A 21,304-nucleotide genomic window follows, 5' to 3' on the forward strand; every position below is an offset into this window, starting at 1 on the left:
GCCACATGAATATCGTCTGTGTAGCGGCCTGCACCGCAGGCATCGCGCATACCTACATTGCGCGCGAAAAACTGATTAAGGGGGCTCACGCGCTGGGCCACACCATCCACGTTGAAACCCAGGGCACCATCGGCACTGAAACGCCGCTGACGCGTGAGCAGATCGACGCCGCTGACGTGGTGATCCTTGCGGTTGACGTCAAGATCAACGGCGAAGAGCGCTTTCAGGGCAAACCCATCGTGCGAGTGAAAACCGAAGTGGTGATCAAGTCACCGGTGAAATTCCTCGAAAAAGTGGCGGATTCACTGGCGCGCGCCTGAGGAGATCGATCATGAGCGATCACAAACGTCAGTACGGCCAGGAGATTAAAGGCCATCTGCTCACCGGCATCTCATGGATGATCCCGCTGATCGTCGCCGCCGGCATCTGCATCGCGCTCGGGCAGGTGATTGGCGGGCCGGACGTCGGCAAGCAGACCGGCAGCATTGCGTGGATGCTGAACCAGATCGGCGGCTGGGGCATGGGGCTGATTGTGCCGCTGATCAGCGCCGCCATCGCCTACTCCATTGCCGATCGTCCCGGCTTTGCGCCTGGCCTGATCGTCGGCTTTATCTACGGCCAGATCGGCACCGGCTTTATCGGCGGCATTCTGGGAGGTTTCCTCGTTGGCTACACCGTGCTGCTGCTGCGCCGGGTGATCAGGCTGCCGCAGTCGATGCAGGGGCTGATGCCGATCATGGTGCTGCCGCTGCTCAGCACCATCATCGCCGGGCTGCTGATGATGACCTTTATCGGCCAGCCGATCGTCTGGCTGCAAAAGACGCTGATTCATCTGCTGGAGTCCATGCAGGGCGGCTCAAAGTTCGTGATGGGCGCCATCCTCGGCGCGATGGCTACCTTCGACTTTGGCGGGCCGATCAATAAGACCATGTCGCTGTTCGCCGACGGCATGCTGGTCGACGGCATTTACGGTCCGGAAGCGGTGAAGTTTGTCGGCTCCATCATTCCGCCGTTCGGCATCACCCTCTCTTATCTGCTGACGCGCCACAAATACACCAAAGCAGAGAAAGAGGCGCTGAAAGCCGCCTTCCCGATGGGCATCTGCATGATTACCGAAGGTGTGATTCCGATTGCGGCACGCGACCTGCTGCGCGTGGTGGCCAGCTGCGTGGTGGCCTCAGCGCTGGCCGGCGGACTGATTATGGTGTGGGGCGTGGAAGCGCCGGTGCCGCACGGTGGCATGTTCGTGGTGCCGCTGTTCACTAAACCGTGGCTGTTCTGCCTGGCGCTCGGCATCGGCACCGTGGTGTGCGGCGTGATGCTGTCGGTGATGAAAAAACCGGTCACGCAGCAGGATGAAGAGTTCGATGACGTGGAAGCACCCGGCGTCCGCGATGAAGAGATCAAATTCACTCTGGAATAAGGAGCCCGCATGTTTGCCATGATGAATGACCTGATTCAGGACGCCTTCCAGCACAAGTACGCGGTGCTGGCGATCAACTGCTTCAACCTCGAAACCGCCCGCGCGGCGATTCAGGCGGCGGAACAGCAGCGCGCGCCACTGATCCTCAATGTGTATCAGGGTCACAGCGCGCATTTTCCGCCAGCGGTGGCGGCGCCGCTGGTACAGGCGCTGGCCGCTCAGGCCGCGGTGCCGGTGGCGCTGGCGCTCGACCACGGCAAAGCTTTTCCGCTGATTGGTCAGGCGTTTCGCGCCGGCTTTACCGGGCTGATGATTGACGCATCGGCCGAACCGCTGGCGGACAATATTCGTCAGACCGCAGCGGTAGTAAAGATGGCGCATACCGCTGGCGTGTGCGTTGAAGGCGAGCTGGGGCATATCGCCGATGCGCCCACATATGAACTGGCCGATGCCGCCGTGAAGATGACGCGGGTAGAAGACGTGCTGCCGTTTATTGAGCAGACCGGCATCGATCTGCTGGCGATTTCGGTCGGTACCGCGCACGGACTTTATGCGCCGGGCGTAAAGCCGAAGATCGACTTCGAGCGACTGCAGCAGCTGGACGCGGTGACGACGCGGCCGCTGGCGCTGCACGGCGGCTCGGGCACCCCGGCGGAGGATATACGCCGCGTCAGCGCCTGTGGCGTCGCCAAGATCAACGTCGGCGCTGCGGTGTTCGACGCCGGTAAGCACGCGGTGCAGCAGGCGCTGCGCCAGCATCCGCAGGCCGAGCTGGCAGATATGCTGGCGCTGATGGAATCCGCCTGTCGCGAAGTGGTTATTGAATATCTGAGCTGGTCAGGGTCGGCAAACCGCTACTGACGCCCCGATCGCAGCGCAATCTCCACCGGTTTCTTTTTATCCCTCATCGGGTCGGCGCGTGCGCCGGCTCTGGTAAAACTCACGCTAAGGAAACATAAACATGTTGATTTCAATGAAAGAGATGCTGGCCCCGACCCGTGAACATCGCTTCGCCATCGGCGCATTTAACGTCGCTGACAGCTGCTTTATCCGGGCCGTGGTGGAAGAAGCCGAAGCCACCAATACGCCCGCCATTATTTCTATCCATCCGAGCGAACTGGAATTTGTCACCGATGAATTTTTTGGCTACGTGCGCGAACGCACCCTGAAAAGCCGCGTGCCGTTCACTATTCACCTCGATCACGGCGCTTCAATTGCGCAGGTGCTGCGCGCTATTCAGTGCGGCTTTACCTCGGTAATGATTGACGGCTCGTTGCTGCCGTACGAAGAGAATGTGGCGCTGACCAAAGAGGTGGTGAAGCTGGCGCACGCGGTGGGCGTGTCGGTAGAAGGCGAGCTCGGCACCATCGGCGATACCGGTACCACGGTGGAAGGCGGCGTGAGCAAGGTGATTTACACCGAACCGGCGCAGGCGGAAGATTTTGTGCAGCGCACCGGCGTCGATACGCTGGCGGTGGCAATTGGCACCGCGCACGGTATCTATCCCAAAGATATGAAACCGGAGCTGCAGATGCACATTCTGAAGGAAATCTCCCAGCGCGTAGATATTCCGCTGGTGTTGCACGGCGGTTCGGCCAACCCGGACGCGGAGATTGCCGAGGCGGTGACGCTGGGCGTGGGCAAGATTAATATCTCCAGCGACATGAAGTTCGCCTATTTCGCCAGACTGCGCGAGATCCTCGCGCGGGAGAGCTGGTGGGATCCGAATGTGATTTATCCGGACGCCATCGCCGCCGCGAAAGCGGTGATTCGCTACAAGATGAATCTGTTTGGCGGGCTGGGTAAAGCCGGGTTGTATCGTTGATTTCAAAATAATAAATAGGGCCGCTACGGAAGTGCAGGATGTCAGTTGCACATGCCGTAGCGGCTTTATTTATCGCGCGTATTCACCCGCCGCACTGCTGCTGATTGCGCAATAAATTGCGCCGCTACGGGACGGTAACGCCTGTCGTAATTCCCTTTATCGCTAACGATTACTTCACTACGCCCAGCCACTGTCTGGCGATCTGCGCATATTCGCCGGTGGCAGTGCTGAGGTGCAGCCACTGATCGACATACAGCTTCCAGCTCATATCATCACGCGGGATCATGTAAGCCTTCTCGCCATATTGCATCGGCTGTTGCGGATTGATGGCACACAGCGACGGATAGTGCTGCTGCTGGAACAGCGCTTCGGAAGCATCGGTAATCATTACGTCGGCTTTGTTATCCACCAGCTGCTGGAAAATGCCGGTGTTCTCCGCCAGTTGCAGGCTGGCCTGCGGCAGATGACTGTGCACAAACGCTTCGTTGGTGCCACCGGCCGGCTCGATTACCCGCACCTGCGGCTGGTTGATCTGCTCAACCGTCTGGTACTTCGCTTTATCCGCGCAGCGCACCAGCGGAATCTTGCCATCGACGCCCAGCGGCTGGGCGAACCAGGCAATCTGCTGGCGCTTAAGCGTCACGGAGACACCGCCCAGCGCGATATCACACTGTTTCGCCACGAAATCCTCGCTCAGGGTTTTCCACGTGGTTGGTACCCACTGCACCTTTGCGCCGAGGCTGGCGGCCAGCGACTGCGCCATGCTGATGTCCAGCCCTTCATACTGGCCGTCGCTGCGCAGAAAGGTGTAAGGCTTGTAATCACCGGTGGTGCAGACCTTCAGGGTTTTGCTCTGGCGAACGTCATCAAGGTGGGATTGCGCCTGAGCCGCGCCGGCCACCAGAACTAAGGCACTCAGTATCACAGTTTTCATGGTGTGTTCTTTTTAAGTGGATGTTGGTTTGCGTGTGGATTGTTGCATAAGTGACGGCATTATTGCTTTGAGAGCAAAAGTCTTGTGATCAATCACGCATTTTTTTGCCCCGCGCGCGCGCGTAGAGTGGGCGGCATCTATGAGAAACGGAGCGAATTATCCATGAGCAAGATTTTGATTATCGACGGCGGCAAGACCTTTGCCCATTCCAAAGGCGAGCTGAACCATACCCTGACCGAGGTGGCGGCCAGCCAGCTGCGCGATCTGGGCCATGAGGTTCAGGTGACCGTTGCCGATAGCGACTACAACGTGGCGGACGAAGTGCAGAAATACCTCGACAGCGACGTGGTGATTTATCAGATGCCGGGCTGGTGGATGGGCGAGCCGTGGACGGTGAAAAAGTACATCGATGAGGTGTTTACTCTGGGCCACGGCGCGCTGTACGCCAGCGATGGCCGTTCGCGCAGCGATGCCAGCAAAAAGTACGGTTCCGGCGGCCTGATTCAGGGCAAAAAATACATGCTGTCGCTGACCTGGAACGCCCCGCTGGAAGCCTTTACCGATGCCGACCAGTTCTTTGAAGGCGTCGGCGTGGACGGCCTGTACCTGCACTTCCATAAAGCCAATCAGTTCCTCGGTATGGAAAGTCTGCCGACCTTTATCTGTAACGACGTGATTAAACAGCCGGACGTGCCGCGCGATATCGCACGTTATCGGACTCATCTCAGCCAGATCTTTGCTTAACTGTAAGCACACCGGGAAAAAACAGAAGGAAGCGTTATGTTAACTGTGGTTGCAGAAATTTGCGTTAAGCCGGGCCGCCGTCAGGAGGTGCTGGAGGCGATTAATAAACTGATCCCTGTCGTGCTGGAAGAAGAGGGTTGCCACCAGTACGATGCGCTGGTCGATCACCAGGCGCAGGTGCCGTGGAAGCAGAACTCGCCAGACTCGATCTTTATGCTCGAGCAATGGGAATCGCTGCGCCATCTGGAGCAGCATCAGCAGATGCCGCACATGGATGCGCACCGCGCCACCATCAAAGATGACGTGGTGGACGTGAAAATTCTGGTGCTGGAACCGACCGCCTGATTTTTCCGCTGCGTGCATAAAAAAAGCCCCGGTTTTGCGACCGGGGCTTTTGTTTAGCGGCTAATCAATGATCAGTGCTGTTCGTTGTGCAGGTTCTGCACCAGCAGTTCCGCATCACCGTTGCTGAAGACGTTGTACTCGTTGCCACCGACGGTGACGGTACCGGTCGCCTGCTGCCAGGAGCTGGCATCTTCACCGGCTGGCAGGATGTCTTCCAGCGTCAGCGCCTCGCCCTGTTTAGCATTCACCACCAGCTGTGACTTGCCGTTGTCGATGAACAGAGAGTCCTGGCCCTGCGCCATGATGTCGTTGAGCGACATGCTCATCAGTCCTTCTACATCAGTGGCACCCGCAGCGAAGATCGAGTTGATTTCTGGCGGCGGCGGCGGGGTAACGTCGACGTTGGTCTTAACGGTATGGTCAATGACCAGCTCGTTACCGGCCGCATCGCGTATCGTGACGTTAAAGGCATAATCGCCTTCTGCCAGTTTGTCAGACTCATAGCGCCACACGCCGTTTTGCACCACGGTAGAGCCGATCAGATTCTCACGCGCTTCGTCGGCCCAAATCATCACGATAGAACCGTTTTCTGACCCCTTACCTTTGAAAATCAGGGTGTCATCGTTGGTGTCCGGACGCACCGGGATTTCAATGCCGGTTTTATCCGCAAACACGCCTTCGAAGTTAGCCTTAGGGCCACCTTCTACTGGCTCCGGCTTGGTGGTATCCACGTCAAAGTTGATGGCGGCTTCTTTGTCGCCTTTCACACCGGACTGGCTCACCGGCTGAACTTCAATTTTATGGTTGCCCTCGCCCAGTTCTGGCAGCTCATAGCTCCACTTGCCGTCAACAACGTCAACTACAATCGGCTCCAGATCGTCGATGTAAATGATCACCTGCGACAGATCCGGTGAGGTACCCTTCAGGGTTGGCTGTTTATCATCGGTAACCATGCCATTTTCGATGTTACCCTGAATAGGACCGACGTTATCCTCCAGTACGTATGAGCCTTCCATCGAGCCTGGCTTTTTGGTGTCGATGATCAGATCGATAGGATCGGAGGGCTGCGATTCGTTGCCAGCCGGATCGGTGATCCCGATGATAACCTGATAGTTACCGTCATCGATTGGGTTCTCAGGTTTCACTTCCCACTTGCCGTCTTCGCCGACAATGCCGGTGCCGATCACCACTTTATTACCAGTACCGTCTTCGATAATGACTTCCACTTTGTCGCCCGGGTTGCCGCCGTCGCCGCCGAAGCCTGGACGATTGTCATCAATGGGCTGACCTGGCTCAACCGGACCATTTTTATCCCCTTCGTTATCGATGATCGTCGGTGGTTTTGGCTGATCCGGTGGCGTAATATCGATAATCACGTTGATTGGATCAGAGGTCGGTGACTCTTTGCCGGTGGACGGATCTTTGGCGATCAGTTCAATATCATGCGAACCCTCTGCCAGTTCTGGCAATTCAATTTCCCACTTGCCATCTCTAACAATTGCGCTTGCCACCGGCTCGCCATCAACGATCACGGAAATGACGTCGCCATTGTTGCCTTCACCGCGCAGCACTGGCGTGGTGTCGTTGGTGGAATCACCTGGCTGCAGTACGCGCTCTTCATCGCCGTTGTTGGCGACCATCTCATCCACCACCGGCGCTGGCAGAATGTTACTGTCGACAATCAGTTTGAACGGATCGGTTTTCTCAGAGACGGTGCCGCCTTTACTGATAGAATCCACAACCAGCGAGTGCTCGCCCTCACCCAGCTCAACCTCCAGTTTCCATTCCCCGCGTGAGTCCACCACGGTTGAACCGATCAGTTTATCGCCGTCCCACACGCGCACGATCACGCCCGCATCTCCCCTGCCCGACAGGGTTGGAGTTTTGTCATCGGTAATGTCACCTGACTTCAGCGGACCGGTAACGCGGCCTTCGTCATCGAACACCTCATTCAGTGATGGCGCGTCCGGCACTTTGGCATCCAGCGTCAGCGCGAAGTTGTCAGAGCGCGGGCTCTCGGCGCCGAAGCGATCGGTGTAGCTGGCGCTGAACACGTGGGTGCCGTCGGTGGTCAGTTCCGGCGTGAAGCTCCAGCGGCCATCGGCACCGGCTTTCACGCTGCCAATCGCTTTGGAGTAAATATCGTAGATTTTGACCAGGCTGTCCGGCTGAGCAACACCGTACAGGGTTGGGGTTTTGTCATTGGTGTAGTTGCCCGGCGTCAGATAGGTATCCGCGCTGCCTTCATTATCAATCACGCGCATAATTTGCGGTGCTTCCGGTGCAGAAGTGTCGATGTTGTAGATTAGCGGAGTTGATGGTCCCCAGTTGCCCGCACGGTCCAGATAACGAATGCCGGCAACGTGTAAACCCTCTTTCAGCTCCGGCGACTCAAACTGCCATTTGCCACTGGCATCAGCGCGGGTAGTGTAAACTGTATCATCAATTACTATCTGTACTAATGCATTGGGTTCCGCGTTTGTACCGCCGATCGTAATTACTTTTGTGTTGATGGTTTTAACGGGTTTACCAGTTAACGCAGCCGCGTCCACAGAGGCTGATTCTGCTGGCGTTTCAGATACCGCTTCGTTCACTGCCTGAGTGACCACACCGTCGGCAATCGTCAGGTTGAAAGCATCAGAAATCGGGCTTTCATGGCCAACCGTATCTTTCGCCATCACGGTCAGCTTGTGCTCGCCGTCTGCCAGTTCCGGCGTGATGCTCCATGCGCCCATTTTGTCTGCTACCACTGAACCGATCTCTTTACCGTTATCGTACAGGGTAACAATCGTGCCAGGTTCTGCCACACCAGACAGCGCCGGCGTTTTGTCGCTGGTGGCGTCACCCGGCGTCAGGTAGCGATCTTCCGCCGCAGCGTCATCAATCACGCGCCAGATTTCCGGTTTCGCCGGAGGCGTAGTATCCATATCAAGAATGAAGATAGTCGGATTACTCGGGTTAGTCGCTTTATCAATCGATACCAGCTGAATGACATGGGTGCCGTCTAACCAGCTGGTTTTCGGGTCGAATGACCATTTGCCGTCCTCGCTGATATCAACAATGTGCGCTGTACCATCGATTGTGATCTCCAGCTTGCCGCCGTTGGCATTTTTTACTTCCTTATCGATCCATTGATAAAACTGATCTTTGGTCGAGATAACGCGGGCGTTCTCTAATTTACCTTGAATATTAGCCATGATGTGCATTCCTTTTACGTTAAATAATGTTTCGGGATTTCCAGCCGAATACAGGTTTAATTTCGCTTTTTATGTCTGCAGACAATACGAGAAACGTCTTAATTGATTAAGTTATATGAACCATTAATAACTTTATCGAGGCACAGTGCCTCACACCTCATCAATATGAGATGTGAGAATGTGCTGCTAAAATAATTAAATCAGATCACTTATTTTCAACGCTGATAATAACCCGGCGCTCGCTGGCATAGCATGCTTTCTGCTCCTGCAGGTTGCCTGAACAGTTAGTATTAACCTGAGATTCCCCCATGCTTTGCGCGGTGATATTGGCCGCCTTCATTCCCTGGGCGATCAGCAGTGCTTTCACCGCCTCGGCGCGACGCTGGCCGAGCGCCATATTACTGCTGTCGCTACCAATAGGATCGGTAAAGCCGGTGACGATGATGTGGCGTTGAGCGGCATTTTCCTTTTTCAGCATGCCGGCAAAACTGCTGAGTGCTTCGCGCCCCTGTGCGGAGATGTCGTTGCTGTTGGCGCTGCCAAAGCGGAACAGCAGGTCAGATGAAAACGCATAGTTATCATAAGCTTCAGCCGTTCCTTCCTGACAACGCTGTACCGATGATGCGCGCGACAGCAGATGAGCCTGCCGTTTGGTGCTCAGCAATTCCTGCTGCGCCTGCTGCTGGCTGACCACCAGCGGACGACCGCTGTCATCGAGGTTAGCGCGAATGTAGTAGGTTTTACCGGCAGCCAGTTTATCACTCCACGATTGCGCGCGTTTACCCTGATAATCTGGCGCATCGTTGACATAACTGCCCAGCGAATGGGTGCCCGGCGCGACACAAAACACCGTATAGCCACCGGCCAGTAATGACGTCTGAAATTCACCGTCGACATAAATATTCGCCGGTTTTTCTCCGGTTAATGAAGCCGGACGATAATAAACCACCCGCGCCTGCTCTGCCGATACCGGCGATAAACTGCGCCATGCGGCACCAAATGAATTTTGCGCCTGGGTTGAAAAAGTCGTTAATACTGGCGCACACACCAGTGAAGCTAAAAGTAATTTTTTTGCAATTTTCATTTAAGTTTCACAGGTGCAATAAATTGCACCTGTATGCTCCAGATAAATTAGAATTGTTCGATTTCGTTCTGTAAGAACAGCGCATCTGATTGGGAATTGTTTTCAGCCATTACACCACTCTGGCTTTCCTGATTATTCCAGTCATTAAACGCATCGTTATTAAGCTGCAGTAATTCCGCATTAATCGGCTGCGGCTGATCGTCGGCCTCATTGAACAGTTCATGATTGTCCAGCGAAAGCAGAGCCGAAAGATCGAGACCGGCCAGCTCAAGCGCATTAATCTCTGGCGGCGGCGGTGGAATGGTGTCGACTTCTACTGCATAAATGTCCGTTTTACCGGTCACTTCGCCATCGCTGGAGAACACGCCGCGCAGCTGATAAACATCATCTGCCAGATCCGTCGTCGTCAGCTCCCATTTGCCATCAGCCCCAATCGTGGTAGTGAAGCTGTAGCTGTTCTCGAGACCGACAATGTAGATGGTAACCAGCTCGCCTGGCACGCCTTTACCGGACACGATTATGCTCGGATCGTTCATCGCGCCGCCGTTTTCGATTGGCGTACGCACGCCGGCGTCGTTATTGTCTTTAAAGATATGCTCAATCATGCCGGAAACCGGAACGTCCGGATCGGGCAGGCCATCGACAGGTTCAGGATCGACCGGCACTTGCGTGTCGCCTTCAAACCCAATCGTGACCTTGTCAGAGGCCGGCGATTCGTTGCCTGCCGGATCGCGCACCACGATTTCCAGCTCGTGCTCGCCCGGTTGCAGATTGTTTTCTGGCGTGAAGGTCCACTTGCCGTCTTCTACAATCACCGAACCAATGGGCTTGCCGTTGTCGATAATGACCACGATATCGCCTTCGTTGCCGCTGCCTTCCAGCGTCGGACGCAGATCTTTTGTGGTGGAACCGTCTTCCAGCGGATTACCTTCGCTGTCTTTAATCACGCCGATGCCCGGATTTTCCGGCGCCACGGTGTCCACATCCACGATGAACGGATCGGATGGCAGCGATTTATTACCCACCTGATCGACCACCACGATGCTCAGCTCGTGTCGCCCATCCTGCAGCGCCGGAGCCGTAAAGGTCCAGTTACCCTCGGCGTCCACCTTTGCGGTGCCCAGCTTCACGCCATCGTTCCAGATTTCTACCGTCGAGCCCGCTTCAGCTTTACCGGTCAGCGTTGGCGTATTGTCTTTCGTCACGCCGCCTTTTTCGATCAGCACCGGCGGATCCTGCATATCGTCCATCACGCTGCCAATGGTGCCTTTGGCTGGTGCAGTCAGATCGATGATGAATTCCCACGGATCGCTCTCTTCACCCACCACGCCTTCGGCGTTACGCTCGGCGGTAACGATGCTGTGATTGCCAGCCGCCAGCGGTTTTTCCGGCGTAAAGGTCCAGTTACCCTCGTCATCCACCAGCACTTCACCCAGCAGCGTCTCACCATCCCATATTTCAATGGTATTGCCTGGCGTACCGGTGCCGTTGAAGGTGGGCATGGTGTCGTCGGTGCGGCCGCCATTTGCTACCGAACCGGTGACGTCGCCGATATCATCAATCACATCGCTGATGGTGGGCTTGCTGATATCGCCGCCGCCGCTGCCACCGCCGCCTTCACCTTTGCCGCTGTGGCTGCCGTCGTTATTGTCGTAGTGGTGTTTCGCCGCGACATAGCCGAGGCCTGCCGCTGCCGCGATAGCCGCCAGACCGCCCAGCGCAATCAGCGCCGGCGACCATTCAAAGCCGCTGGCCAGTGCGTAACCGGAATTATCATCAACGCTGCCTTCACCCAGCGCCAGCGCGGTAGTTTCGCCGTCGGCCAGCGCGGCCGCTTCGTGGTCGGCATTGCCGTCCGTCGCGACGTAAGCGTGCATTTCGCCGTCTTCCGCTTTACCCACTAAGGTGCCGGATTTAGCGAAGAAATCTTCGATAATCAGATCCGGTTTGCTGGCGTCTGAGCCTTCCAGCATCACCAGCAGGTTTTTCCCTGCGCGTTTAACGGTGATGTTTTCAGGCGCGGTGCCGTCCTGGTTCTGCGTCAGCAGATATTTACCGTTGGTAATTGCCTGAATCTTCACTGCTTTGCCGTCTTTACCGGCGCGCAGCACTTCCGCTTTGGTTATGGTTTTCTTATCGATAACCGCCACACTTACGGGTGAAACGTTCATGATTCTTCCTTCCGTCGATTAATTTTGACTGCGCGTTTGCAGGCAAGCGCCGCAATCTCCCTGGCTCTGCCCTTGGGTGGGCTCAAAGTTGCGACATAATCCGGAAAGAGATAAATCCGAGACATAAGAAATGTCCCGTTAGGAAAAAATTCTTAAATGGGCGACCGAAAGATAGCTAAATCATTAACCGATTGAATTAAAGCGTTTTTATCAGTGAAGGCAGAACATAACAGGAAAGGTTATTCAAACAGAACCGGACTATAACAGATGATTTTCCTGAATTTTTTCCCGTAAAAAATCCAGAAAACAGGTGATGCGGGAACTGAGCGACTGGTTGCGATAGTACACCGCGTGAATCGGCAGGCGCAGTTCGCGCGTGTCATTTTCCAGCACCTGCACCAGCCGGCCGCTGGCGCGATCCTCGCGGCTGACAAAATCCGATAGCCGCACAATGCCCTGGCCGGCCAGCGCCAGCTGGCGCAGGGTTTCGCCGCTCGACGCGCACAGCGTGGGTTTGATGCGCAAAAACTCGCCTTCACGCTGCCATACCGGCCAGACATTGTGCGCGTCCAGCTGGCTGAATCCCAGCAACTGGTGCGTCAGTAGATCTTCCACGCTCTGCGGCGCGCCGGCTTTTTCCAGATAGGCCGGACTGGCCAGCAGGCGAATCGCGCTGCTGCCCAGCACGCGCGCGCGCAGCGTGGAGTCGCGCAGTTCACCAATGCGAATAGCGATATCAGTTTGCTGCTCAAGCAGGTCGATGACAATGTCATCGGTGTTCAGCTCCAGCTGAATTTGTGGATAGCGCGCGCAAAATTCGGCAACCAGCGGCACGATAACATGCAGGGTAAACGGCGTATTGGCGTTGACGCGCAGCCGTCCGGAGGGAATGTCGCGCCGCTGCGCGATATGCTCTTCGGCCTGCTCCACCGACGCGAGGATTTGCCGCGCGTGATCGAGAAAAATCAGCCCCTCTTCGGTCAGCGCCAGGCGACGCGTGGTGCGGTGCAGCAGCGTGGTTTGCAGTTTGCTTTCGAGGCGGCTCAGCGCCCGGCTAATGCCGGAGCTGGTTTGATCCAGTTGTTCCGCTGCGGCGGTAATCGAACCGGTGTCCACCACCGCGACCCAGGCGCGTAACTTTTCCAGTGTGATTTTCACTCTTCCTACCTCAGCGCATTGCCACTTCGAGACCGGTCTGAGCCTCGTTCTCACGACTGCTGAGGTAGATTGCTCCACGTTCAGCAGCGGCAGGATACCACAATGCAGCAAAACGCAGGGATTATCGCTGGCCCGGGTCAGCAGGGGACCTGGTTATGCCGCGCCCACGGCGATTTTTATTAACGGGCATGCGCGATAGGGCAGATCGGGACGGGCAGCGATGGCACACGTTGCCGGCATAAAAAAGGGACGCCGCAGCGTCCCGTTTGCATCACACTTCGAGGTCGGCGAGGTCGCCTTTTTCCTGTAGCCAGTTGCGGCGGTCTTCCGAGCGTTTCTTCGCCAGCAGCATGTCCATCATCCGTAACGTCTGCTCGACGTCTTCTTCGTCGACCGTCAGTTGCACCAGACGACGGGTGTTGGGATCGAGCGTGGTTTCGCGCAGCTGCAGCGGGTTCATCTCACCCAGACCTTTAAAGCGCTGCACGTTCGGCTTGCCTTTTTTCCGCTTCAGCTGCTCCAGCACGCCCTCTTTTTCGTCTTCATCGAGCGCGTAATACACCTCTTTACCGAGGTCGATGCGGTACAGCGGCGGCATCGCCACATAGACGTGGCCCTGCTGCACCAGCGAGCGGAAGTGCCTCACAAACAGCGCGCACAGCAGCGTGGCAATGTGCAGGCCGTCAGAGTCCGCATCCGCGAGGATACAGATTTTGCCGTAGCGCAGCTGGCTGAGATCTTCACTGTCCGGATCGATACCGATCGCCACCGAAATATCGTGTACTTCCTGCGACGCCAGCACTTCATCCGACGACACTTCCCAGGTGTTGAGGATCTTGCCTTTCAGCGGCATGATCGCCTGATATTCGCGGTCGCGCGCCTGCTTGGCGGAGCCGCCCGCAGAATCCCCTTCCACCAGGAACAGTTCGGTTTTATTCAGATCCTGCGCGGTACAGTCGGCCAGCTTGCCCGGCAGCGCCGGTCCGCTGGTCAGCTTTTTACGCACCACCTTTTTCGCCGCGCGCATACGACGCTGTGCGCTGGAGATCGCCAGCTCGGCCAGCATTTCGGCAGCCTGCACGTTCTGGTTGAGCCACAGGCTGAAGGCATCTTTCACTACCGCCGAGACAAACGCCGCGCACTGGCGTGAGGAGAGACGCTCTTTGGTCTGTCCGGCAAACTGCGGATCCTGCATTTTGACCGACAGCACGTAGGCGCAGCGATCCCAGATATCCTCCGCCGACAGCTTCACGCCGCGCGGCAGAATATTGCGGTATTCACAGAATTCGCGCATCGCGTCGAGCAAGCCCTGACGCAGGCCGTTAACGTGCGTTCCGCCCTGCATGGTTGGGATCAGGTTGACGTAGCTTTCGGTCAGCAGCTCGCCGCCCTCCGGCAGCCACAGCAGCGCCCAGTCGACTGCCTCCACATCACCGGCAAAGCTGCCGACAAACGGCTTTTCCGGCAGCGTTGGCAGGCCATTCACCGCTTCGCTCAGGTAATCCGTCAGGCCATCCTGATACAGCCAGGTTTGCTCGGTATCGTTCACCTTGTCTTTAAAGACAATTTCGACGCCCGGGCACAGCACCGCTTTGGCTTTCAGCAGATGCTTGAGGCGGGAGACCGAGAAGCGCGGGCTGTCGAAGAAGCTTTCGTCTGGCCAGAAGTGAACGCTGGTGCCGGTGTTACGCTTGCCTACCGTACCAATCACCGCCAGATCCTGCACTTTATCGCCGTTTTCGAAGGCGATCTGGTAAATCTCACCGTTGCGGCGCACCGTGACTTCCACACGCTTCGACAGGGCGTTGACCACCGAAATCCCCACGCCGTGCAGGCCGCCGGAGAACTGGTAGTTTTTGTTGGAGAATTTACCGCCGGCGTGCAGGCGACAGAGAATCAGTTCGACCGCTGGCACGCCCTCTTCCGGGTGGATATCGACGGGCATACCACGGCCATCATCGATCACTTCCAGCGACTGATCGGCGTGCAGGATGACTTCCACGCGTTTGGCGTGACCGGCCAGCGCCTCATCGACGCTGTTATCGATCACTTCCTGGCCCAGATGGTTAGGGCGTGTGGTATCGGTGTACATGCCCGGACGGCGACGTACCGGTTCGAGGCCGGTTAAAACCTCAATGGCGTCAGCATTATAGCTAGATTGGCTCATCGTAACAGTCTGATTAGCAATAGGAAAATGGGCCCATCCCGCAGCATCAGGGAGTATTCAGTCCCAGAAAATCAATCATCTGCGCAAAATGGCGTTCGAATCCGATATAGGCATGATTGCCGCCCTCTTCTACCGTCTGACGGCACGCGCTGTAGTAATCCAGCGCCTGGCGATAGTCGAGCACTTCATCGCCGGTTTGTTGCAGCAGCCAGAGTAGATCGGGCGCTTCCAGAGGGTCAATCTGCATCACTTTCAGATCGTAAATGTGGCGAGACTCTAACACATATTGCTGGCCGGTGTAGGGATTCCGGTTTTCACCCAGATAATCCACCAGCAGTTCAAACGGCCGCACCGCCGGATTCACCACCACCGCCGGCAGCATGAAACACTGCGACAGCCAGGTGGCAAAATAGCCACCGAGCGATGACCCCACCAGCCCGAGCGGTTCCCCGGCATACTGCATCACCAGCTCTTCCAGCAGCGCGGCAGCCTCAGCGGGAAAAGTCGGCAGCTGCGGCACCAGCACCTCAATGTGCGGATGCTGCGCCTGACACCACTGCTGTAACTGCGTCGCTTTAGCCGACTGCGGTGAGCTGTTGAATCCGTGCAGATAAATCAGCGCCGCCATGGTTTAGTAGCCCTCGGAATCCAGATCCGGACGGAACAGATCGCTCTGCAGACGATTCACTTCGGTGTGCAGCGTGCCATCCGCCTGCAGCGTCAGCCAGCGCCAGCCGGGCGCCACGGTATCAATGGTGAAGTTGGTGCAGTGCGGTTTGAACTGGACGCAGGTCGAAGGCGACGCCAGTACGCGGCGGCCGTGCCAGTCGAGATCCAGCTCCTGATGAATGTGGCCGCACACCAGGTGGCGCGCCAGCGGGAAGTTTTGCAGCACCGCATCCAGCTGATGCGGATTGCGCAGGCTGTGCTGGTCAAGCCAGGTACAGCCAGAGGCCAGCGGATGATGGTGCAGCAGCACCAGCGTGTAGCGATCGGGGAACTGACGCAGCGTGCGGTCCAGCCACTCCAGCTGATAGTCGCTCAGCATGCCGTGCGGCACGCCAAAAACCTGGCTGTCCAGCAGCACCAGCTGCCAGTGCTCGCCGAGCAGCACATGCTTGTCCGCGGCGATGCCGGCCTGCGCCAGCGTATCCACCATCGCCGGCTGAAAATCGTGATTGCCCGGCAGCCAGACGCACGGCTTCGGCAGACGTGCAATGCCCGCAACAAAATGCTGATAAGCTTCGACGGTGTGATCCTGGGCGAGATCGCCAGTGGCGATAATCAGATCGTAATCGCGCTGTTGCGCCGCGATGGCGTCCAGCACCGCATCAAAACTCGACCAGGTATTCACTCCAAGCAGCGATTGATGTTTTCCCGCGAAAAGATGGGTATCCGTAATTTGTAAAATCCTGATATCGGACCCATTTGCCGCAGGAAGAGTTAGCAGGCTATCCAAAGCGTTTCCTTTCTCTCCACGCTATCGTTGCGTTATATACCCGTGCGGATTCAGGGTATCGCGATCAGCACACCGGCACGGCCATCGCGCCGTGCGCCAGGCAGTACCGCAACCAGTCGGCAAGGAACTGGTTAATCTGATGTTTTTCATCGCGCTGATGCAATTTTTTATTAGGATAATCATAGCGCGCTTTGAAGCGATAGATCTGCTGAGTGGAACACACTTCAGCCACCATCGCATCATGGTAGAGCCGCACCGACATGGACGGCAGGCTCCAGTAGCTCACTGCGGGTGCCACCTGGCGGATCTCCACCAGCGTGGTATAGCGCGTCGACTCTTCAATAGTCAGCTGATAACTGGCGCCGTTCACCTGATACATCACCGACGCACCTGCCTCGTCACTGCGCGGCAGCAGGCGGCGCAGCTGAGCGAAATTGGTTTCGCACAGACGCATCATTTCGGGGAAATCAGGGGTATAGCGCTGTTTCATGTTGGCTTCCACTCTTCTCTTAGTTTCTCATGGTGCAACGCCAGCCATTGCAGAGCGATGACAGATGCCGCGTTATCAATAATCCCCTCTTCCACCCAGCGATAAGCCTGTTCGCGGCTTACCACATGCACAAGAATATCCTCATTCTCTTCCTCCAGCCCGTGATTTCCCTCTGCCTGGCTGGCATCCACTTCGCCCACCAGCACCGACAAACGCTCAGAGGTTCCGCCGGGGCTGGCTAAGTAATTCACTATCGGTTTGACGCGGCCAACCTTGAGGCCAGCCTCTTCGACCGCTTCACGACGCACCACATCTTCCGGCGTTTCGCCCGGTTCAATAATGCCGGCCACCATCTCCAGCAGCCAGGGCGTGGCGCTGGAATCATAGGCCGGGATGCGGATCTGTTCGATCAGCACTACTTCGTCGCGCAGGGGATCATAGGGTAGCAGCACGGCAGCGTGTCCGCGCTCAAAAACTTCGCGCACCACTTCACCGCTCATCTCGCCGTTAAAGCGGCGATGGCGGAAGCGGTAGCTGACGATGGAAAAAAAACCATCGTAGCGAGTATCGCGTGCAATAATTTCTACATCGTTTTTTGTGAAAGTCACAGGGGATTTTTTTTCACCCGCCATCATCTGGTTCCTTATGCAGATTGGGATGGAGCGAAGAAAAGCCAACCCTTGTGCTCCGTCCGAGTGGTTCTTTCTGAATTATTTACGTAAATTAGGGGGAGAAGGCACGTTCAGCCAACTTATCTCTGACGCCGCCTCTGTAGAATCGGCGATTATTTTTTGGCTTACCTGCAGCACACTCTCTGTGCATTTGCTGCAACACAAGGAATGCAAATGAAAAAACTGCTCCCACTTTTTATTGGACTGAGCCTGGGCGGTTTCAGCCTTGCCAGCCAGGCAGAAAACCTGTTGCAGGTCTACCAGCAGGCGCGCCTCAGCAACCCGGATCTGCGTGCTTCAGCCGCCGATCGCGACGCTGCTTTTGAGAAAATTAACGAAGCGCGTAGCCCGTTGCTGCCGCAGCTGGGTCTGGGTGCAGATTATACCTATAACAGCGGCTATCGCGACAACAGCGGTCTCCATTCCAACACGACCAGCGCCTCGCTGCAATTAACGCAGACGATTTTCGACATGTCGAAATGGCGTGCGCTGACGCTGCAGGAAAAAACGGCCGGCATTCAGGACGTTACTTATCAGGTAGCGCAGCAGGATCTGATCCTGAACACCGCAACCGCCTATTTCAACGTGCTGAAGGCCATTGATACGCTTTCTTACACTGAAGCGCAGAAACAGTCGATCTACCGCGAGCTGGATCAGACCACCCAGCGTTTTAACGTCGGTCTGGTGGCCATCACCGATGTGCAGAACGCCCGTGCTCAATACGATAGCGTGCTGGCCAATGAAGTAACCGCGCGTAACGACCTGGATAACGCGGTGGAATCGCTGCGTCAGATCACCGGCATGGATTATCTGTCGCTGGCGTCACTGAATATCGATCGTTTCAAAACGGCGCGTCCGGAAGCGGTATCCAGTCTGCTGAAACAGGCTGAGAGCCGTAACCTCAACCTGCTGTCTGCCCGTCTGAGCCAGGATCTGGCGCGTGAGCAGATTCGCTCCGCCGAGTCCGGCCACATGCCGACGCTGGATCTGACCGCCTCTACCGGTCTGTCGAACAGCAAATACGGCGGCAGCCGCGCTAATCAGAGCGCCGGTACCACCGATTCGATCACCGGCTCCAACCAGGTTGGCCTGAGCTTCTCACTGCCCCTGTACAGCGGCGGTTCAGTGACTTCGCAGGTGAAACAGGCGCAGTACAACTTCGTCGCCGCCAGCGAGCAGCTGGAAGGCGCGCACCGTAGCGCGATCCAGACCGTCCGTTCTTCGTTCAACAACGTGAACGCTTCGATCAGCAGCATCGACGCTTACAAACAGTCGGTAATCTCGGCGCAGAGCTCATTAGATGCCTCGGAAGCCGGTTATCAGGTGGGTACGCGTACCATCGTTGATGTGTTAGACGCGACCACCACGCTGTTTAACGCTAAACAGCAGCTGTCGAATGCGCGTTACAGCTACCTGATCAACCAGCTGAACATCAAATATGCGCTGGGCACGCTGAACGAGCAGGATCTGCAACAGCTGAACAGCACGCTGGGCAAAGAAGTGACGACCTCGCCAGAAGTGGTCGCGCCGGAAAACAGCCAGCAGGCCGCGCGCGTGGATAACGGCCCGAAAGCGACCTCCGCGTCCGCCGCCGCTCAGGCCCGTCCGGCCGCGGCACGTAACAGCGCCAATCCTTTCGCTAATTAAGCCTTCAAGGGGCCGCTTGCGGCCCCTTTCGCATTCAAACGTATAACAACGTAAAGATCCCCTTGCCACCCGGCTTCCCGCTTCATTTTCCACCACTCATCACCTATCCTAAGCCCCACCTTTGGGCACAGGATGAAGATAATGAAACGGACAAAAAATATTCGTCATGCCGCTTTCCGTAAAAGCTGGCAGGCACGCCATTTAACGCCGGTCGCACTGGCGGTCACCGCCGTGTTTATGCTGGCAGGCTGCGAACAGAGCGATGAAACGGTTTCGATGTACCAGAACGCCGATGATTGTGCGAAAGCCAATCCGGGCCAGAGCGCCCAGTGCACCACCGCTTACAACAACGCGCTGAAAGAGGCTGAGCGCACCGCGCCAAAATACGCCACGCGTGAAGATTGTGTCGCGGAATTCGGCGAAAACCAGTGTCAGCAAACCCCGGCACAGGCGGGCGTTGGTACCACGGCGAACAATGCTGAAGCGCAGCAGAGCGGCAGCTTCTGGATGCCTCTGATGGCCGGCTACATGATGGGTCGTCTGATGGGCGGCGGCGCTGGCTTTGCGCAGCAACCGCTGTTCTCGCCAAAAACCCCTAATAGCCCGGCTAACGGCCAGTTTGTTGATGCTTCCGGTAAGAACTACGGTGCGGCCACCTCGGGCCGGACGGTAAACGTGCCGAAAACCGCGCTGGCGCCAAAACCGGCCACTACGTCCACCATCACCCGTGGCGGCTTTGGTGAGACGGTAGCCAAACAGAACACCATGCAGCGCAGCAGTGCCACCAGCACCGGCAGCCGCTCGCTGGGAGGCTAAGCCCGCGCATGCAACGAATTGCTATCAGCGAACGTCCGAACTGGCGAGAAAAGGCGACCGAGTACGGCTTTCAGTTTCACACCATGTATGGCGAACCCTACTGGTGCGAAGACGCTTATTACCAGTTTACTCTGGCGCAAATTGAACAGCTGGAAGCGGCCACCGCTGAACTGCACCAGATGTGCCTGCAGGCGGTAGAAAAAGTGGTGAACAGCGAAGCGCTGCTCACCCGTTTCTGCATTCCGAAACACACCTGGGATTTTGTGCGCGAATCCTGGCAGCAGCGTCAGCCGTCGCTCTATTCACGCCTCGATCTGGCGTGGGATGGCACAGGCGAGATCAAGCTGCTGGAGAACAACGCCGATACGCCAACCTCGCTGTACGAAGCGGCGTTTTTCCAGTGGATCTGGCTGGAGGATCAGCTCAACGCCGGCAACCTGCCGCAGGGCAGCGATCAATTCAACAGCCTGCAAGAGCAGTTGATTGAGCGCTTCGCCACGCTGCACCAGCAGCACGGTTTTAACTGGCTGCACTTTGCCTGCTGTCGCGATACGGAAGAGGATCGCGCCACGGTACAGTATCTGCAGGATTGCGCCACTGAAGCCGGTCTGCCGAGTGAATTTCTCTACATTGATGAGATCGGGCTGGGCGAAAAAGGTCAGTTTACCGATCAGCACGATCAGGTGATCAGTAACCTGTTCAAGCTCTATCCGTGGGAATTCATGCTGCGCGAGATGTTCTCGACCAAGCTGGCCGATGCCGGCGTGCGCTGGCTGGAGCCGGCGTGGAAAAGCATTCTCTCCAACAAAGCGCTGTTACCGCTGTTGTGGGAGATGTTCCCCAATCATCCTAACCTGCTGCCCGCCTGGTTTGCCGATGATGCCAGCGCGCCGCAGATGGAAAAATATGTGGTGAAACCGCTGTTTTCCCGCGAAGGTGCCAATATCACTATCGTGGAAAACGGTCAGGAAATCGCGCGCGCCGACGGCCCCTATGGCGAAGAGGGCATGATCGTCCAGCAGTTCTGGCCGCTGCCGAAATTTGGCGACAGCTACACGCTGATTGGCAGCTGGCTGATTGACGATCAGCCTGCCGGTATCGGTCTGCGGGAGGATCGTGCGCTGATCACCCAGGATCTGTCACGTTTCTATCCGCACACCTTTATTGAGTAAC

19 protein-coding genes are annotated in these 21,304 nt (G+C 56.7%); 9 read left to right on the plus strand and 10 right to left on the minus strand.

The genetic code is table 11. The features are described 5' to 3' along the window. Window positions 1-5 precede the first annotated feature (5 nt). The 4 genes from FT726_RS06490 to FT726_RS06505 all read left to right on the plus strand — a co-directional run bounded on the left by FT726_RS06490 (window position 6) and on the right by FT726_RS06505 (window position 3,248). Window positions 6-320: a PTS fructose transporter subunit IIB gene (locus FT726_RS06490; RefSeq protein WP_021313325.1), complete on the plus strand. Its 315-nt coding sequence runs from the start codon at window positions 6-8 to the stop codon at window positions 318-320. A gap of 11 nt (window positions 321-331) precedes the next feature. After that, entirely contained in the window at window positions 332-1,423 is a 1,092-nt protein-coding gene (locus tag FT726_RS06495) for a PTS fructose transporter subunit IIC (RefSeq protein ID WP_346302576.1), read from the plus strand. Between the two features lie 9 nt (window positions 1,424-1,432). Then, window positions 1,433-2,284 (plus strand): class II fructose-bisphosphate aldolase, encoded by an 852-nt coding sequence (locus FT726_RS06500; RefSeq protein ID WP_288421059.1) that lies wholly within the window; start codon window positions 1,433-1,435, stop codon window positions 2,282-2,284. A gap of 100 nt (window positions 2,285-2,384) precedes the next feature. Further along, window positions 2,385-3,248, plus strand: coding sequence for a ketose-bisphosphate aldolase (locus tag FT726_RS06505; RefSeq protein ID WP_058759784.1), 864 nt, complete (start codon window positions 2,385-2,387; stop codon window positions 3,246-3,248). Window positions 3,249-3,417: 169 nt separating this feature from the next. Here the strand turns inward: FT726_RS06505 and FT726_RS06510 are convergent, their stop codons facing one another. Beyond that, window positions 3,418-4,182 carry a transporter substrate-binding domain-containing protein gene (locus tag FT726_RS06510; protein ID WP_058771374.1) on the minus strand — a complete coding sequence of 255 codons (765 nt, stop codon included), beginning with the start codon at window positions 4,180-4,182 and terminating at the stop codon, window positions 3,418-3,420. Window positions 4,183-4,344: 162 nt separating this feature from the next. Here FT726_RS06510 and FT726_RS06515 point away from each other — a divergent pair, with 162 nt between their 5' ends. Together FT726_RS06515 and FT726_RS06520 are read left to right on the plus strand one after the other, a co-directional pair. Next, entirely contained in the window at window positions 4,345-4,926 is a 582-nt protein-coding gene (locus tag FT726_RS06515) for an NAD(P)H-dependent oxidoreductase (RefSeq protein WP_059009793.1), read from the plus strand. A gap of 36 nt (window positions 4,927-4,962) precedes the next feature. Then, window positions 4,963-5,271, plus strand: a complete 309-nt coding sequence (locus FT726_RS06520; RefSeq protein ID WP_058759782.1) for a putative quinol monooxygenase — start codon at window positions 4,963-4,965, stop codon at window positions 5,269-5,271. Between the two features lie 71 nt (window positions 5,272-5,342). Here FT726_RS06520 and FT726_RS06525 read toward each other — a convergent pair whose 3' ends face one another. The 9 genes from FT726_RS06525 to nudF form a co-directional block, all read right to left on the minus strand. Then, the gene (locus tag FT726_RS06525) at window positions 5,343-8,468 is read right to left on the minus strand and encodes an Ig-like domain-containing protein (protein ID WP_346302577.1); all 3,126 of its coding nucleotides are present in this window, start codon (window positions 8,466-8,468) and stop codon (window positions 5,343-5,345) included. A 205-nt stretch (window positions 8,469-8,673) separates the two neighbouring features. After that, window positions 8,674-9,552, minus strand: coding sequence for an OmpA family protein (locus tag FT726_RS06530; protein ID WP_288421048.1), 879 nt, complete (start codon window positions 9,550-9,552; stop codon window positions 8,674-8,676). Window positions 9,553-9,599: 47 nt separating this feature from the next. After that, the gene (locus tag FT726_RS06535) at window positions 9,600-11,723 is read right to left on the minus strand and encodes an Ig-like domain-containing protein (protein WP_346302578.1); all 2,124 of its coding nucleotides are present in this window, start codon (window positions 11,721-11,723) and stop codon (window positions 9,600-9,602) included. Window positions 11,724-11,981: 258 nt separating this feature from the next. Next, complete coding sequence (locus FT726_RS06540) at window positions 11,982-12,881, minus strand: LysR substrate-binding domain-containing protein (protein ID WP_346302579.1); 900 nt, start codon at window positions 12,879-12,881, stop codon at window positions 11,982-11,984. A gap of 271 nt (window positions 12,882-13,152) precedes the next feature. Continuing rightward, window positions 13,153-15,048, minus strand: coding sequence for a DNA topoisomerase IV subunit B (parE, locus tag FT726_RS06545; protein WP_021509608.1), 1,896 nt, complete (start codon window positions 15,046-15,048; stop codon window positions 13,153-13,155). Between the two features lie 46 nt (window positions 15,049-15,094). Next, window positions 15,095-15,676 (minus strand): esterase YqiA, encoded by a 582-nt coding sequence (gene yqiA / locus FT726_RS06550; protein WP_058771368.1) that lies wholly within the window; start codon window positions 15,674-15,676, stop codon window positions 15,095-15,097. A gap of 3 nt (window positions 15,677-15,679) precedes the next feature. Next, window positions 15,680-16,507: a 3',5'-cyclic-AMP phosphodiesterase gene (gene cpdA, locus FT726_RS06555; RefSeq protein WP_031280131.1), complete on the minus strand. Its 828-nt coding sequence runs from the start codon at window positions 16,505-16,507 to the stop codon at window positions 15,680-15,682. Window positions 16,508-16,571: 64 nt separating this feature from the next. Next, complete coding sequence (locus FT726_RS06560) at window positions 16,572-16,997, minus strand: DUF1249 family protein (RefSeq protein ID WP_021509611.1); 426 nt, start codon at window positions 16,995-16,997, stop codon at window positions 16,572-16,574. Beyond that, the gene (gene nudF, locus FT726_RS06565; protein ID WP_058776538.1) at window positions 16,994-17,629 is read right to left on the minus strand and encodes an ADP-ribose diphosphatase; all 636 of its coding nucleotides are present in this window, start codon (window positions 17,627-17,629) and stop codon (window positions 16,994-16,996) included. The genes FT726_RS06560 and nudF overlap by 4 nt, the downstream gene beginning before the upstream one ends. Window positions 17,630-17,842: 213 nt before the next feature. Here nudF and tolC point away from each other — a divergent pair, with 213 nt between their 5' ends. The 3 genes from tolC (at window position 17,843) to FT726_RS06580 (ending at window position 21,303) form a co-directional block, all read left to right on the plus strand. Continuing rightward, window positions 17,843-19,315 carry an outer membrane channel protein TolC gene (gene tolC, locus FT726_RS06570; RefSeq protein ID WP_058776524.1) on the plus strand — a complete coding sequence of 491 codons (1,473 nt, stop codon included), beginning with the start codon at window positions 17,843-17,845 and terminating at the stop codon, window positions 19,313-19,315. Window positions 19,316-19,456: 141 nt separating this feature from the next. Further along, the gene (locus FT726_RS06575; RefSeq protein ID WP_021509614.1) at window positions 19,457-20,131 is read left to right on the plus strand and encodes a DUF1190 family protein; all 675 of its coding nucleotides are present in this window, start codon (window positions 19,457-19,459) and stop codon (window positions 20,129-20,131) included. Window positions 20,132-20,139: 8 nt separating this feature from the next. Next, on the plus strand, window positions 20,140-21,303 hold the full coding sequence (locus FT726_RS06580) for a glutathionylspermidine synthase family protein (RefSeq protein WP_021509615.1): 1,164 nt from the start codon (window positions 20,140-20,142) through the stop codon (window positions 21,301-21,303). Window position 21,304 lies beyond the last annotated feature (1 nt).

This window comes from Pantoea sp. Morm (genome assembly GCF_016643525.1).
GTDB lineage: Bacteria > Pseudomonadota > Gammaproteobacteria > Enterobacterales > Enterobacteriaceae > Pantoea > Pantoea dispersa.